14 protein-coding genes are annotated in these 13,950 nt (G+C 69.5%); 3 read left to right on the plus strand and 11 right to left on the minus strand.

Features of this window, described 5'->3' with window-relative positions; translation table 11 throughout:
• Positions 1-25: 25 nt before the first annotated feature.
• The 7 genes from carA to TthTMY_RS00815 form a co-directional block, all read right to left on the minus strand.
• Complete coding sequence (gene carA, locus TthTMY_RS00785) at positions 26-1,201, minus strand: glutamine-hydrolyzing carbamoyl-phosphate synthase small subunit (RefSeq protein WP_096411529.1); 1,176 nt, start codon at positions 1,199-1,201, stop codon at positions 26-28.
• Positions 1,202-1,234: 33 nt separating this feature from the next.
• On the minus strand, positions 1,235-1,768 hold the full coding sequence (locus tag TthTMY_RS00790) for an N-acetyltransferase (RefSeq protein ID WP_096411531.1): 534 nt from the start codon (positions 1,766-1,768) through the stop codon (positions 1,235-1,237).
• Between the two features lies 1 nt (position 1,769).
• Positions 1,770-3,158: an argininosuccinate lyase gene (gene argH / locus TthTMY_RS00795; protein WP_096411532.1), complete on the minus strand. Its 1,389-nt coding sequence runs from the start codon at positions 3,156-3,158 to the stop codon at positions 1,770-1,772.
• Positions 3,148-4,350 carry an argininosuccinate synthase gene (locus TthTMY_RS00800; RefSeq protein ID WP_096411534.1) on the minus strand — a complete coding sequence of 401 codons (1,203 nt, stop codon included), beginning with the start codon at positions 4,348-4,350 and terminating at the stop codon, positions 3,148-3,150. The genes argH and TthTMY_RS00800 overlap by 11 nt, the downstream gene beginning before the upstream one ends.
• Positions 4,351-4,434: 84 nt before the next feature.
• Positions 4,435-5,802, minus strand: a complete 1,368-nt coding sequence (lpdA, locus tag TthTMY_RS00805) for a dihydrolipoyl dehydrogenase (protein ID WP_223903321.1) — start codon at positions 5,800-5,802, stop codon at positions 4,435-4,437.
• 1 nt (position 5,803) lies between these two features.
• Positions 5,804-7,024, minus strand: coding sequence for a 2-oxoglutarate dehydrogenase complex dihydrolipoyllysine-residue succinyltransferase (gene odhB, locus TthTMY_RS00810; protein WP_223903322.1), 1,221 nt, complete (start codon positions 7,022-7,024; stop codon positions 5,804-5,806).
• Between the two features lie 10 nt (positions 7,025-7,034).
• Positions 7,035-9,725: a 2-oxoglutarate dehydrogenase E1 component gene (locus TthTMY_RS00815; protein WP_096411536.1), complete on the minus strand. Its 2,691-nt coding sequence runs from the start codon at positions 9,723-9,725 to the stop codon at positions 7,035-7,037.
• 78 nt (positions 9,726-9,803) lie between these two features.
• Between TthTMY_RS00815 and TthTMY_RS00820 the strand changes: the two genes are divergently transcribed.
• Both TthTMY_RS00820 and ruvA read left to right on the plus strand, forming a co-directional pair.
• The gene (locus TthTMY_RS00820) at positions 9,804-10,568 is read left to right on the plus strand and encodes an enoyl-CoA hydratase-related protein (protein WP_096411538.1); all 765 of its coding nucleotides are present in this window, start codon (positions 9,804-9,806) and stop codon (positions 10,566-10,568) included.
• Positions 10,565-11,137 (plus strand): Holliday junction branch migration protein RuvA, encoded by a 573-nt coding sequence (gene ruvA / locus TthTMY_RS00825; RefSeq protein WP_096411539.1) that lies wholly within the window; start codon positions 10,565-10,567, stop codon positions 11,135-11,137. The genes TthTMY_RS00820 and ruvA overlap by 4 nt, the downstream gene beginning before the upstream one ends.
• Here ruvA and TthTMY_RS00830 read toward each other — a convergent pair.
• From TthTMY_RS00830 to TthTMY_RS00845, 4 genes are read right to left on the minus strand one after another with little or no spacing between them, the layout of a single operon-like run.
• The gene (locus tag TthTMY_RS00830; RefSeq protein ID WP_096411541.1) at positions 11,120-11,869 is read right to left on the minus strand and encodes an HAD family hydrolase; all 750 of its coding nucleotides are present in this window, start codon (positions 11,867-11,869) and stop codon (positions 11,120-11,122) included. The two genes, ruvA and TthTMY_RS00830, sit on opposite strands and share 18 nt — an antisense overlap.
• Positions 11,866-12,234, minus strand: coding sequence for a hypothetical protein (locus TthTMY_RS00835; protein WP_096411543.1), 369 nt, complete (start codon positions 12,232-12,234; stop codon positions 11,866-11,868). The genes TthTMY_RS00830 and TthTMY_RS00835 overlap by 4 nt, the downstream gene beginning before the upstream one ends.
• The gene (locus TthTMY_RS00840) at positions 12,231-12,746 is read right to left on the minus strand and encodes an LOG family protein (protein WP_096411545.1); all 516 of its coding nucleotides are present in this window, start codon (positions 12,744-12,746) and stop codon (positions 12,231-12,233) included. The genes TthTMY_RS00835 and TthTMY_RS00840 overlap by 4 nt, the downstream gene beginning before the upstream one ends.
• Positions 12,747-13,181: a universal stress protein gene (locus tag TthTMY_RS00845; RefSeq protein ID WP_096411546.1), complete on the minus strand. Its 435-nt coding sequence runs from the start codon at positions 13,179-13,181 to the stop codon at positions 12,747-12,749. It lies immediately after the preceding gene.
• A 52-nt stretch (positions 13,182-13,233) separates the two neighbouring features.
• On the opposite strand from TthTMY_RS00845, the gene rlmB reads away from it, so the two are divergent.
• Positions 13,234-13,950 (plus strand): 23S rRNA (guanosine(2251)-2'-O)-methyltransferase RlmB, encoded by a 717-nt coding sequence (gene rlmB / locus TthTMY_RS00850; protein ID WP_096411548.1) that lies wholly within the window; start codon positions 13,234-13,236, stop codon positions 13,948-13,950.

Raw genomic sequence — 13,950 nt, forward strand, 5'->3', positions numbered from 1 at the left:
ACCCCGTCAAAAAGGAGCGGGCGCTTTAGATCCCGTGCTGGTCCGCCCGTTGCTTCTCCACGGGAAGCCCCGTGGCCCCGTGGAAGGCCTCCACCTCCTCCAGAAAGCGGCGGAAGAGGTAGAGGGCGTCGTGGGGGCCCGGGGCGGCCTCGGGGTGGTACTGGACGGAGAAGACGGGGTAGCGGGCGTGGGCCATGCCCTCGAGGGTGCCGTCGTTCAGGTTCACGTGGGTGGGGCGGAAGTCCTTGAGGGAGTCAATGTCCACGGCGTAGCCGTGGTTCTGGCTGGTGATCTCCACCTTCCCCGTCTGCAGGTTCTTCACCGGGTGGTTCGCCCCCCGGTGGCCGAACTTCATCTTGAAGGTCCGCCCCCCCGCCGCCAGGGCCAAGAGCTGGTGCCCCAGGCAGATGCCGAAGGTGGGCAGAAGCCCCATGAGCTTCCAGATGGTCTCGTGGGCGTAGCGGGGCATGGTGGGGTCCCCGGGCCCGTTGGAGATGAGGAGGCCGTGGGGCTCCAGGGCCATGATCTGGTGGGCCGGGGTCTTCCCGGGGACCACGATGACCTCAAAGCCGAGGGCGGCCAGGTTCTCCACGATGGCGTGCTTGATGCCGAAGTCCATGACCACGATGCGCCGCCCCGACTTCAGGGTGGGCCAGGCGTAGGGCAGGGGCGTGGAGACCTCGGGGGTCATGTCCCGGCCATCTATGTCCGTCCAGGCCTGGGCCTCCCGGCGGAGGGCCTCGAGCTCCTCCGGGGTGAAGGCGTGGTCGGGGGCGCCGAAGAGGCTCGCGTGGGCGATGGTCCCCTTCAGCACCCCGCCTTCCCGGATCTTCCGCACCAGGGCCCTCGTGTCTATGCCCTCAATCCCCACCACCCCGTAGAACTCCATGAACTCCCCGATGGTCTGCTGGGCCCGGGGGTTGGAGGCCACGCGGCTGAACTCCTTGGCCACGAAGCCCTTCACCCAGGGACGGTTGGACTGCATGTCGTAGACGTTCACCCCGTAGTTGCCCTGGTGGGGGTAGGTCATGACCACGATCTGCCCGTGGTAGCTGGGGTCGGTCATGATCTCCTGGTAGCCGGTCTGGGCGGTGTTGAAGACCACCTCCCCCACCGTCTTCCCCCGGGCGCCGAAGGCGTAGCCGTGGTAGACGGTGCCGTCCTCCAGGACCAAAACGGCGCGCTCCTTCACTCCAGCCATTCCTCCTCCAAGCGGCCAACCATCCCACCCATTCTAGCCCCCGGAAGCCCCCGGGGAAAACTCCTTGATGACGGCGATCTCCCGGCAGTTCTCGTAGAAGGGGCAGGCGTTGCACTCGCTCCAGACCTTGGGGGGAAGGGCCTCCCGGCTCGTGACCCGGTAGCCGAGGGCGCGGAAGAAGTTCACCTGTAAGGTCCAGGCGAAAACCCGGGGAAGCCCCAGGTCCCGTGCCTCCCGCTCCGCCCCCAGGACGAGCCAGCGGCCCAGGCCCTGGCCCTGCCTTGTGGGGTGGACGGCGAGGCCCCGGATCTCGGCGAGGTCCCGCCAGAGGACGTGGAGGGCCACGGTGCCCACGATCTGGCCGTCCTCGTCCTGAAGGACCCAGAAGTCCCGGATGTTCTCGTAAAGGTGGCTGTGGCTCCGCACCAGCATCAGGCCCTTTTCCGCCCAGTAGCGGATGAGCCAGTAGATGGCGTCCACGTCCTCTAGCCGCGCCTTCCTAAGCTCCACCCCCGCTTCGGGGCGCACCTCGGGGAGGACTACCGGGGAAAGGGAAAGCCCCCTCACCTCAGTCAAGCCCCACCTCCTTTCTGGCCTCCTCTAGCCTCTCCCGCACCGCCTCCGGGGCCGTGCCGCCATAGGAGCGGCGCCTATGGATGGCGGTCTCCAGGCGGAGGAGGGGAAGGGCGTCCTCGGCGAAGAGGGGGTGGTGGGCCTGGAGTTCTTCCAGGGTGAGGTCCTTGAGGGCCCGCCCCTCCTCCACAAGCCTCCGCACGAGCCTCCCCACCACGTGGTGGGCCTCCCGGAAGGGAAGCCCCTTTTCCGCCAGGTAGTCGGCGAGCTCCGTGGCGAGGGCATAGCCCTCCTCCGCCGCCCGCCACATCCTCTCCCGGCGCCACTTGAGCCCGGGGAGGAGGGCGGCGAGGAGCCTGAGGCTATCCCGGTAGGTGGCGAGGGCGTCCAGGAGGGGCTCCTTGTCCTCCTGGAGGTCCTTGTTGTAGGCGAGGGGAAGGCCCTTCACCACCGCGGAAAGCCCCACCAAGGCCCCGAGCACCCTCCCCGCCTTGGCCCGGATGAGCTCCAGGATGTCCGGGTTCTTCTTCTGGGGCATGATGGAAGACCCGGTGGCGAAGGCGTCCGGCACCTCCACGAAGCCGAACTCCTCGGTGCTATAGAGGATGAGCTCCTCCGCCATGCGGGAGAGGTGGAGCATGCCGATGTTCAAGGCGGAGAGGACCTCTAGGGCGAAGTCCCGGGAGGCCACCGCGTCCAGGGAGTTCCGCATGGGGGCCTTAAAGCCAAGCTCCCGGGCGGTGAAGTGGCGGTCTATGGGGAAGCCCGTCCCCGCAAGGGCGGCCGCCCCCAGGGGGCTTTCGTTGAGGCGCTCTTTGGCGTCCTCCAGGCGCCCTGCGTCCCGCCCAAGCATCTCGTAGTAGGCGAGGAACCAGTGGGCAAGGAGCACGGGCTGGGCCCGCTGGAGGTGGGTGTAGCCGGGAAGGACGTAAAGGGGGTCCAGGTGCTTCTCCGCCTCCCGCACCAAAACCCGCCGGAGCTCTAAAAGGAGGGCCAGGAGCTCGTCTATGGCCGCCCGTAGATAAAGCCTCAAGTCCGTGGCCACCTGGTCGTTGCGGCTCCGGGCGGTGTGGAGCTTGCCCCCGGGGGGCCCGATGAGCTCGGTGAGGCGGGCCTCGAGGTTCATGTGGACGTCCTCCAGCTCCTCCCGCCAGGGGAAGGTGCCCGCCCCGATCTCCTCCTCTATCCGGTCCAGCCCCTTGAGGATGGCCTCAAGCTCCTCCGCGCTCAGGAGGCCCACGGCGTGGAGCATGCGGGCGTGGACCCGGTTCTGCCAAAGGTCCTCCCGCCAGAGGGCCCGGTCAAAGGGGAGGGAGGCATTGAAGCGGGCCGCGAGGGCGTCCGGCCCCTCCCCGAAGCGCCCCCCCCAGGTCCTATGCGCCATGGCCTTCCCTCTCCAAAAGGGCCCGCACCCGGAGGCGCAGGGCCTGGATCTTGATGAAGCCCTCGGCGTCCTTCTGGTCGTAGCCGCCCGCCTCGTCAAAGGAGACCAGGTCCTTGCGGTAGAGGCTCTTCGGGGCCTTCCTTCCCACCACGTAGACGTTCCCCTTGTAGAGCTTGAGCCGGGCCACGCCGGTGACGCTTCTCGCCACGTGGTCAAAGTAGGCCTGAAGGGCCTCCCGCTCCGGGGCGTACCAGAAGCCGTAGTAGACGAGCTCGGCGTACTTGGGGGAGAGCATGTCCCTTTGGTGGAGGACCTCCCGGTCCAGGGTGAGGCTTTCCACCGCCCGCCTGGCGTGGTAGAGGATCGTTCCCCCCGGGGTCTCGTAGACCCCCCGGGACTTCATGCCCACGAAGCGGTTCTCCACAATGTCCACCCGGCCCACCCCGTGCCGCCCCCCGATCTCGTTGAGCCTCTGCAGGAGGGCCGCCGGGGAAAGCCTCTCCCCGTTCACCGCCACGGGGTCGCCCTGGAAAAACTCCACCTCCACGTACTCCGGGGCGTCGGGAGCCTCCTCGGGGTCTTGGGTCATGCGGAACATCCCCTTGGGGGGCTCGGCCCAGGGGTCCTCGAGGACCCCCCCCTCGTAGGAAATATGCAGGAGGTTGGCGTCCATGGAGTAGGGCTTCTCCTGGGTCACGGGAACGGGGATGCCGTGGGCCTCGGCGTAGGCGATCATCTCTTGGCGGCCCTGGAAGCTCCACTCCCGCCAGGGGGCGATGACCCGGATCTCGGGCTTCAGGGCGTAGGCGGTGAGCTCAAAGCGCACCTGGTCGTTCCCCTTCCCCGTGGCCCCGTGGGCGATGGCCTCCGCCCCCTCCTCCTCGGCGATCCGCACCAGGTGCTTGGCGATCAAAGGCCTGGCGATGGCGGTGCCGAGGAGGTAGTAGCCCTCGTAAACGGCCCCAGCCCGCATCATGGGGAAGACGAAGTCCCGGACGAACTCCTCCTTGAGGTCTAAGGCGATGGCCTTGGAGGCCCCGGTCCTCAGGGCCTTCTCCCGGGCCTCCTCCACCTCCTCCCCCTGGCCGATGTCCGCGGTGAAGGCGATGACCTCGGCCCGATAGGTTTCCTTGAGCCACTTGAGGATGATGCTCGTGTCCAGTCCGCCGGAGTAGGCCAAGACGATCTTCATGTCCCTCCCAGTCTACCCCTCGAGGGGGTATGCATAAGTATACAAAACCGGGGTGCTCTCCACACCCCGGCGTTGCCCGGTTCGCTAGAGGTGGATCGGCCGCTCCCACGCCGCCAAGGCCGCCTCCTTGAGGACCTCGGAGAGGGAGGGGTGGGCGTGGGGGGCGCGGCCCAGGTCCTCGGCGCTCGCCTTGAAGAAGATGGCCAAGGCCGCCTCGGCCAGGACGTCCCCCACCCGGGCCCCGATCCCGTGGACCCCGAGGATGCGGTCTGTCTTGGCGTGGGCGAGGACCTTGATGAACCCCTCCGTCTCCCCCATGGCCCGGGCGCGGCCCGAAGCGGAGTAGGGGAACTTCCCCACCTTGTAGGGGATGCCCTGCGCCTTCAGCTCTTCCTCGGTGTAGCCTATGGCGGCGATCTCGGGGTGGGTGTAGACCACGCTGGGGATGGCCTGGTAGTCCACGTGGCCGAAGCCCCGCGCCATGTGCTCCACGGCGGCGATCCCCTCCTCGCTCGCCTTGTGGGCGAGCATGGGACCCCGCACCACGTCCCCGACGGCGTAGATGTGGGGAACGCGGGTCCTCAGGTGCTCGTCCACGGGGATCCGCCCCCGCTCGTCCGTGGAAAGCCCGGCGTTCTCCAGGGCAAGCCCCTCGGTGTAGGGCCTCCGGCCCACGGCCACGAGGACCCGGTCCGCCTCCAGGACCTCGCCCCCCTCAAGCTCCACCCGGGCCCCCTCGGCCTCGGGCACCACGGCGGTGACCCGCACCCCGGTGCGGATCGTGAGGCCCTGCTTCTTGAAGACCCTCTCCGCCGCCCGGGAGACCTCGGCGTCCATGGTGGGGAGGATGCGGTCCATGTACTCCAGGACGATGACCTCCGCCCCCAGGCGGTGCCAGACCACCCCGAGCTCCAGGCCCACCACCCCGCCCCCCACCACGATGAGCCTCTTCGGCACCTCAGGGAAGGAAAGGGCCTCGGTGGAGGTCACCACCCGCTCGTAGTCCACCTGGGCCCACGGGGGGATGAGGGGGGCGCTTCCCGTGGCGATAAGGATGTAGCGGGCCTCCAGCTCCTCCCCCGTCTCCTCTACCAACACCTTGCGCTCGGAGAGGAAGCGGGCCGTGCCCTGGTGGCGGGCGATGCCGTTCTTCTTGAAGAGGAACTCCACCCCTTGGGTGTTGGCCTGGACCACCTTGTCCTTGTGGGCCATGAGGGCGGGAAGGTCGGGCTCCACCCCCTTCACCTTGGCCCCAAGGAGGCCCTTCTTCGCCTCGTAGATGCGTTCGGTGGTCTCCAGGAGGGCCTTGGAGGGGATGCACCCCACCCTGAGGCAGGTCCCCCCTAGGGCCTTCTCCTTCTCCACCACCCCCACCTTCATCCCGAGCTGGGCCGCCCGGATGGCGGCCACGTACCCCCCGGGCCCGGCGCCGATCACCAGGAGGTCGTACACGCTACACCTCCAGAAGGAGCCTGGCCGGGTTCTCAATGAGCTCCTTCACCCGGCGGAGGAAGGTGACCGCCTCCCGCCCGTCCACGATGCGGTGGTCGTAGGAGAGGGCCAGGTACATCATGGGCCGGATCACCACCTGGCCGTCCCGAACCACAGGGCGCTCCTGGATGGCGTGCATGCCCAGGATCCCCACCTGGGGCGGGTTGAGGAGGGGGGTGGAGTTCAGGGAGCCGTAGATCCCCCCGTTGGTGATGGTGAAGGTGCCCCCCATGAGCTCCTCGGGCTTGAGCTTCTTGGTGCGAGCCCTTTCGGCGAAGTCGGCGATTTGCCGCTCAATCTCGGCGAAGGAGAGGCGGTCGGCGTCGCGGATTACGGGGACCACCAGGCCCTCGCCCCCGCCCACGGCGATGCCGATGTCGTAGTAGCGGTGGTAGACGATGTGGTTGTCCCGGATCTCGGCGTTGAGCTCGGGGATCTCCTTGAGGGCCTGGACCACGGCCTTGACGAAGAAGCTCATGAAGCCGAGCTTGACCCCGTACTTCTTCTGGAAGGCCTCGCCGAACTCCTTCCTGAGGGCGATCACCGCCGACATGTCCGCCTCGTTGAAGGTGGTGAGCATGGCCGTGGTCTGGCGGACCATGAGGAGGCGCTCGGCGATGCGGCGGCGCAAGGGGGTCATGGGCACGGCCTCGCTCACCCGCCAGGGCTTGTCGGCGGGGGGCTGCGTGGGGGTGGAGGGCGGGGGCGCGGGGCGGGAGGGGGGAGGAGGCGGCGGGGCCTCCTGGGGCTTGGCGGGGACCCTTTCCTCCAGGTAGCGCTCCACGTCCTCCTTGAGGATGCGGCCGCCGAGGCCCGTACCCTGGACCTCTGCCGGGGAGACGCCCCTTTCCCGCATGAGCCGCTCCGCCGCGGGCATGGCCAGAGGCTCCGGGGAGGGCTCCACGGGGGCTTCGGCGGGGGGCTGGGCCTTGGGGGAGGCCTCCGCTCTCCCCTCCTCCAAAAGGGCAATGGCCTCCCCCACCCGGGCGGTCTCCCCGGTCCTCTTCAGGATCTGCTTTAGGGTCCCGGGAAAGGGGGCGGGGAGCTCCAGGGTGGCCTTGTCGGTGATGAGCTCCACCAAGGGCTCGTCCTGGGCGAAGCTTTCCCCTTCTCCCTTAAGCCAAGCGCCGATCTCCACTTCCACGATGCTTTCGCCCACGGAGGGCACCTTGAGTTCCTGCACGGCTACCTCCTTACCTGAACGCTTCCTCCAGAAGCTCCTCCTGCTCCAGCCTGTGGACCTTGGAGGAGCCCACGGCGGGGCTCGGGGACTCGGGCCGGGCCACCACGGAGAAGGGGTGGCCGTAGATCTCCCCGCAGAAGCGGGCGGAGAGGTACCACCAGGCCCCCTGGTTCACCGGCTCCTCCTGCACAAAGACCACGGGGACCTTCTTGGGGTAGAAGCCAAGGGCCTCCTGAAGCTCGGCCTCGGGGAAGGGGTAGAGGAGCTCCAGCCTCAGGATGGCCACGTCCTCCGCCTGAAGCTCCCTGCGCTTCTGCAGGAGGTCGTAGTAGACCTTGCCCGAGGTGAGGAGGACCTTCCGCGCCCCCTTGACCCTTTCGGGGATCACCTTCTGGAAGCGCCCTTCCGCGAGCTCCTCCAGGGTGGAGACCACCTCGGGGTGGCGGAGGAGGCTTTTTGGGGTCATGACCACCAGGGGCTTGCGGATGGGGCGCTTCACCTGGCGGCGGAGGAGGTGGAAGAACTGGGCGGGGGTGGTGGGGTAGGCCACCTGGAGGTTGTCCTTGGCCCCAAGCTGCAAGAAGCGCTCCAGCCTCGCCGAGGAGTGCTCGGGGCCTTGGCCCTCGAGCCCATGGGGCAGGAGGAGGACGAGGCCCGAGAGGCGGTTCCACTTGACCTCGGCGCTCGCCAGGAACTGGTCTATGTAGACCTGGGCCACGTTGACGAAGTCCCCGAACTGGGCCTCCCAGAGGACGAGGCCCTCGGGGTAGTCCAGGCTGTAGCCGTACTCAAACCCCAAGACCCCGGCCTCGGAGAGGGGCGAGTTCCAGATCTCCACCTCCGCCTGCCCCTCGGCCAGGTGCTGGAGGGGGATGTAGCGCTCCCCGGTGCGGTAGTCGTAGAGGGCGGCGTGGCGCTGGGTGAAGGTGCCCCGAAGGGCGTCCTGCCCCGTGAGGCGCACCCTGTGCCCCTCCACGGCCAAGGTGGCGAAGGCCAGGGCCTCGGCGGTGGCCCAGTCCACGGGCCGCTTCTCCTCGGCCATCTCCAGGCGGGCCTCGAGGAAGCGCTTGAGCTTGGGGTGCACCTGGAAGCCCTCGGGAACCGCGCTAAGCCGCATCAGGAGGTTCTTCAGCCCCTCCTTGGGGAAGGCGGTGTCCGCCTCGGGCACCAGGCGGTCGGGCCCGCCCACGTAGCCTTGCCAGACCCCGCCCAAGGTGCTGTAGACCACGGGGGTGGCCTCGGCCTTCACCCGGGCGAACTCGCTTTCCAGCCGCTCCAGATAGGCCTCCTGCCAGGCCTTAAGCTCCTCCTCGGAGACCAGGCCCTCGGCCTTAAGCCGCTCGGCATAGACCCGCCAGGGCTCGGGCTTCTTGGCGATGAGGGCGTACATGGGGGCTTGGGTGAAGGTGGGCTCGTCCGTCTCGTTGTGCCCCCGGCGGCGGTAACCCACGAGGTCAATGACCACGTCCTTGCCGTAGCGGCTCCGGTACTCCAGGGCGAGGGCGAGGACGAAGAGGAGCTCGTCCAGCGCCTCGGCGTTCACGTGGAAGATGGGCGCCCCCACCATCTTGGCGACGTCCGTGGGGTAGCGGCCGGAGGCGTACTCCGAGGGGAGGGTGGTGAAGCCCAGCTGGTTGTTGGCCACCACGTGGAGGGTGCCCCCCACCCGGTAGCCGGGAAGCCCGGAGAGGTTCAGGGTCTCCTGGACGATGCCCTCGCCGATGAAGGCCGCGTCCCCGTGGACCAGGATGGCGAGGCCCCGCTTCCTCTCCCGGTCGCCGAAGCGGTCCTGCTTGGCCCGGACCCTTCCCAGGGTCACGGGGTTGACGAACTCCAGGTGGCTCGGGTTGAAGTTGAGGGAGACGTGCACCGGGCCAAAGGGGGTCTCCACGTCCGTGGAGTGGCCCAGGTGGTACTTCACGTCCCCCACGTACCCCTCGGGGAAGAGCTCCTCAAACTCGCGGAAGATGGCCTCAAAGGGCTTCTCCACCACGTGGGCCAGGACGTTGAGCCGGCCCCGGTGGGCCATGCCCAGCACCACCTCCCGCACCCCAAAGCGGGCCGCCTCCTGGACCGCCTCCTGGAGGAGGGGGATGAGGCTTTCCAGGCCCTCCACGCTGAAGGTCTTCGCCCCCAGGTACTTCCGCTGGAGGAAGGCCTCAAAGAGGCTCGCCTGGAGGAGGCTCCGCAAGACCCGCCTCCGCACCTCGGGGGCAGGCTTGGGCCACGGGGCCTCAATCCGGGAAAGGAGCCACGCCCTCTCCTCGGGCTCCACGTGGGCCACCTCAAACCCCACGGGGCCCAGGTAGGTGGCCTCCAGGCGCTCAAGGAGGGCCCCCAAGGTGGGCGCGCCGAAGAGAGGGGGGAGGGGCCTCCTTAGGTCCTCCGGGGAGAGGCCGTGGGCCTCGAGGGAAAGCGCCTTGGGCCTCGGCCGTTCCCGGCCCAGGGGGTCTATGCGGGCCGCGAGGTGCCCGAGCTCCCGGTAGGCCTGGCGCAAAGCCTCCACCTTGAGGAGGAAGCCCAGGTCCAAGGCCTCGCCCGGGAGGGGAGCGGCCTGGCGTTCTCGTCGGCCGTCCTCCAGGTCCTCCAGGGTGAGGGCGGAGAAGTAGCGCCGCCAGTCCTCGGGGAGGGAAAGGGGATCCTCCAAGTAGGCCCGGTAAAGGGACTCTAGGTAGCCTTGGCTTTCCAACGTGAGCTCCATGGCGCCTCCGGGGGGTCACCCCCTACCTAAGCTACACCAAAAAGCGGTGTAGTGCGCCACGCCCCGTACAATGGGGGCATGGTCCTGAAGGAACGCCAAGACGGGGTTTTGGTCCTCACCCTGAACCGGCCCGAGAAGCTCAACGCCATCACCGGGGAGCTCCTAGACGCCCTTTACGCCGCCCTCAAGGAGGGGGAGGAGGACCGGGAGGTGCGCGCCCTCCTCCTCACGGGGGCGGGTCGGGCCTTCTCCGCCGGGCAGGACCTCACGGAGTTCGGCGACCGGAAGCCCGACTACGAGGCCCACCTGCGCCGCTACAACCGGGTGGTGGAGGCCTTGAGCGGCCTGGAGAAGCCCCTCGTGGTGGCGGTGAACGGGGCGGCGGCCGGGGCGGGGATGAGCCTCGCCTTATGGGGGGACCTGCGCCTCGCCGCCGTGGGGGCGAGCTTCACCCCCGCCTTCGTCAGGATCGGCCTGGTGCCGGACTCGGGGCTGAGCTTCCTCCTCCCCCGCCTGGTGGGCCTGGCCAAGGCCCAGGAGCTCCTCCTCCTCTCCCCAAGGCTTTCCGCCGAGGAGGCCCTGGCCCTGGGCCTCGTGCACCGGGTGGTGCCCGCGGAAAGGCTCATGGAGGAGGCCCTTTCCTTGGCCAAAGAGCTCGCCCAGGGCCCCACCCGGGCCTACGCCCTCACCAAAAAGCTCCTCCTGGAGACCTACCGCCTCTCCCTCACCGAGGCCCTGGCCCTCGAGGCCGTCCTCCAGGGCCAGGCCGGCCAGACCCAGGACCACGAGGAGGGGGTCCGGGCCTTCAGGGAGAAGCGGCCGCCCCGCTTCCAGGGCCGATGATCCGCTACCTCCGGGGCCTGGTCCTCAAGAAGGAGGCGGGCGGCTTCGTCCTCCTCGCCGGGGGGGTGGGGTTCTTCCTCCAGGCCCCCACGCCCTTCCTCCAGGCCCTGGAGGAGGGGAAGGAGGTGGGGGTCCACACCCACCTCCTCCTCAAGGAGGAGGGGCCCTCCCTCTACGGCTTCCCCGACGAGGAGAACCTCGCCCTCTTTGAACTCCTCCTCTCGGTGAGCGGCGTGGGGCCCAAGGTGGCCCTCTCCCTCCTCTCGGCCCTGCCCCCTAGGCTCCTCGCCCGGGCCCTCCTGGAGGGGGACGCGAGGCTCCTCACCTCGGCGAGCGGGGTGGGGAAAAGGCTCGCCGAAAGGATCGCCCTGGAGCTCAAGGGGAAGGTGCCCCCCCACCTCCTCGGGGAGAAGGTGGAAAGCGAGGCCGCCCAAGAGGCGGTGATGGCCCTCGCCGCCTTAGGGTTCAAGGAGGCCCAGGCCCGGGCCGTGGTCCTGGACCTCCTGGCCCAAAACCCCAAGGCCCGGGCCCAGGACCTCATCAAGGAGGCCCTAAAGCGCCTCCGCTAGGAAGACCTCCCCCAGGTCCCGCACCCGGAGGTCGGGGGGGGCCTCCGGGTCCTCCGGCCGCAGGCCCCGGTCCACCCATACGGCCCGCACCCCCGCCAGGCGGGCCCCCCGGATGTCCTTTTGGGGGTTATCCCCCACCATGGCCGCCTCCTCCGGGGCCACCCCGAAGGCGCAGAGGGCCATGCGGAAGAGCCCGGGGTCGGGCTTGCCGATCCCCACCTCCCCGGAGATGAGGACCAGGGAGAAATGGGGGGCAAGCCCCGCGCCGAAAAGCTTTTCCCGCTGGAGGTCGGGCACCCCGTTGGTGAGGAGGGCGAGGGCAAGCCCGCGGCGCCGGGCCTCCATAAGGAAGGCCTCCGCCTCCGGGTACAGGGGGTAGCGGCGCCTCTCCCGGAAGAAGGCCTCGGCGAGCTCCCGCGCCCGTTCGGGGGGCCCCCCCGCCTCCTCCAAGGCCTCGCGGAAGACCCGCTCCCGGAAAGGCCCGGCCCAAGCGGCCAGGGCCTCGAGGCCCGGGGTGCTGTACCGGGCCCAGAGGGCCTCCAGGGCCGAGTGGCCGATGGCCTCGGCCCAAGGGTAGAAGGGGGCCTCCCGGAAGAGGGCCTCGGCCCGCGCCTTGACCCGGGCGAAGAAGCCCTCCACCCCCACCCTGCGCCCCAGGTCCTCCAGGACCGCGCGGCTTACCGGCAGGTCCTGAAGGAGGGTATCGTCCAGGTCCAGAAGGAGAAGCCTCACGCCCCCTCCCGCACCAGGACGGGGTTTCCCCCGGGGTCAAAGAGGAGGAGGTGGTCCCCCGCCTCCCGGAAGCCGAGGCCGTACTTGGCGAGGCGGAGCTTTTCGTGGGCCAGGTTGTCCACGAGGAAGACAAGCCGCCCCTCCTCCACCCGGAGCCGGGCGAAGCCCTGCCCCTCGGGCCTCGGGCGCTGGGGGCCCCGCGCCACGCCCCCTTCCCCCGGGCGCAGGAGGAGCAGGGGGCCCTCGAGGGGGGAAAGAAGGGCCTCCCGCTCGGGGAGGAGCTCCTCCAGGGCGAGCCCCAGGGCCTGGTAGAAGCTCACCCCCTGCCCCAGGTCCGGCACGTAGACCAAGAGGGTCTCGCTCATAGGCTCCTCAGAAACCGCCTCAGGTCCTCCTCGTCCGCCACCACGCGGAGAAGGCCCACGTCCTCGGGGGCGATCTCCCCGTGGGCCTTGAGGAGGGAAAGCCAGTAGGGGTCCACCGCCAGGGGGCGTCCCACGCCCTGCCTCAGGTAGAGGAGGTTCCAGGCGAGGACGAGCTCCGCCAGGGTCCCCACCCCCCCGGGCAGGGCCAGGTACCCCGCCCCCAGGTCCAGGAGGCGGCCGATGCGCTGGGGGAGCGTGGCGGCGGGGAGCTCCAGGTCCACGAAGGGGTTGGGGCCCCTCCGCTCGGGAAAGAGGGCCGGGGCCGTGACCCCCACCACGAGGCCGCCCCTGGCCTTCACCCCCCTGGCCAGGGCCTCCATCCCCCCCTGGTATCCCCCGCAGGCGAGGCCAAACCCCTCCTCGGCCAGGACCTCCCCGTAGCGCACCCACCGGGCGTAAAGGGGGTCTTCCGGGGAGAGGCGGGAGGAGACGAAAACGGCGAGCAGGCGCATCTAGCGGCAGCGGACCACCAGCACCGGGACGGAGGTCCGGTGGAGGACCCCCTCGGTCACCGAGCCCAAAAGGAGCCTGTCCAGGCCCGTCCGCCCGTGGGTGCCCATGACGAGGAGGTCGTACTCCTTGGCCGCCTCCACGATGGTGGGGATGGGCACCCCTTCCTTCACCTCCCCCGTGGCCTCCACCCCCTTGGCGCGGGCGAGGTCCAGGGCCTTCCTGATGGCCTCCTCCCCCGCCTTCCTTAGGTCCTCCAAGAGCTCCATCCCGTAGGGCACGCTCTCCGGGGCGATCCAGATGGCCTGGGCCGGGTTTTCCAAGACGTAGAGGAAGTGGACCTTGGCCCCCAGGGTCTTGGCCAGGTCCAGGCCGTGCTCCAGGGCCTGGAGGCTGCACGGGCTCCCGTCGGTGGGCATCAGGATCTTCTGGTACATGGCTCCATCATACGGGCAGGGCGCGGGGGGCACCAGCGGGTAGACTAGGAGGATGTGGATCTACGGGCGAAACCCGGTCCTCGAGGCCCTGCGGGCGGGCCAGGCCCGGCGCGTCCTCGTGGCGAGAGGGGTGGAGGGCTGGCTCCTGAAGGAGCTGGAAAGGCTCGGGGCCCCGTACACCCTGGTGCCCCGCATTGAGCTGGACACCCTCCTCCGCACCACCCACCACCAGGGGATCGCCGCCGAGGTGGAGGACCCCCCCTACGCCAGCCTGGAGGACGCCCTCCGCCTCGCCGCCTCCCGGAAGGAGCCCCCCCTCCTTGTGGCCTTGGACGGCGTCACCGACCCCAGGAACTACGGGGCCATGATCCGGAGCGCCCTCGCCCTCGGGGCCCACGGTGTGGTCTCCGAGGAGCGCCGGGCCGCCCCCCTCTCCCCTCTCGCCCTGAAGGCGAGCGCGGGGGCCGCCCTGAAGCTCCCCGTGGTCAAGGTGAAGAACCTCCCCAGGACGCTGAAGGCCCTCAAGGAGGAGGGGCTTTGGGTCTACGGCCTGGACGTCCGCGGGGAGAGGGCCCCCTGGGAGCTGGACTACGCCCGGCCCCTGGTCCTGGTGGTGGGCTCCGAGGGGGAGGGGATGCGCCGGCTCGTGCGGGAGACCTGCGACGAGCTCTTCCGCATCCCCATCCGGGAGGAGGCGGAGTCCCTGAACGCCTCCGTGGCCCTGGGGATCGCCCTCTACCAGGCGAGGCTCGCCCGGGGTGTAGGATAG

Source organism: Thermus thermophilus, assembly GCF_019974155.1.
Lineage (GTDB): Bacteria > Deinococcota > Deinococci > Deinococcales > Thermaceae > Thermus > Thermus thermophilus_C.

Coding starts and splice junctions, on each gene's coding strand:
- TthTMY_RS00845 (WP_096411546.1), bottom strand. CDS start 13,181: ATGTACCAGAAGATCCTGATGCCCACCGACGGGAGCCCGTGCAGCCTC.
- TthTMY_RS00800 (WP_096411534.1), bottom strand. CDS start 4,350: ATGAAGATCGTCTTGGCCTACTCCGGCGGACTGGACACGAGCATCATC.
- argH (WP_096411532.1), bottom strand. CDS start 3,158: ATGGCGCATAGGACCTGGGGGGGGCGCTTCGGGGAGGGGCCGGACGCC.
- rlmB (WP_096411548.1), top strand. CDS start 13,234: ATGTGGATCTACGGGCGAAACCCGGTCCTCGAGGCCCTGCGGGCGGGC.
- ruvA (WP_096411539.1), top strand. CDS start 10,565: ATGATCCGCTACCTCCGGGGCCTGGTCCTCAAGAAGGAGGCGGGCGGC.
- TthTMY_RS00835 (WP_096411543.1), bottom strand. CDS start 12,234: ATGAGCGAGACCCTCTTGGTCTACGTGCCGGACCTGGGGCAGGGGGTG.
- carA (WP_096411529.1), bottom strand. CDS start 1,201: ATGGCTGGAGTGAAGGAGCGCGCCGTTTTGGTCCTGGAGGACGGCACC.
- TthTMY_RS00815 (WP_096411536.1), bottom strand. CDS start 9,725: ATGGAGCTCACGTTGGAAAGCCAAGGCTACCTAGAGTCCCTTTACCGG.
- TthTMY_RS00820 (WP_096411538.1), top strand. CDS start 9,804: ATGGTCCTGAAGGAACGCCAAGACGGGGTTTTGGTCCTCACCCTGAAC.
- TthTMY_RS00840 (WP_096411545.1), bottom strand. CDS start 12,746: ATGCGCCTGCTCGCCGTTTTCGTCTCCTCCCGCCTCTCCCCGGAAGAC.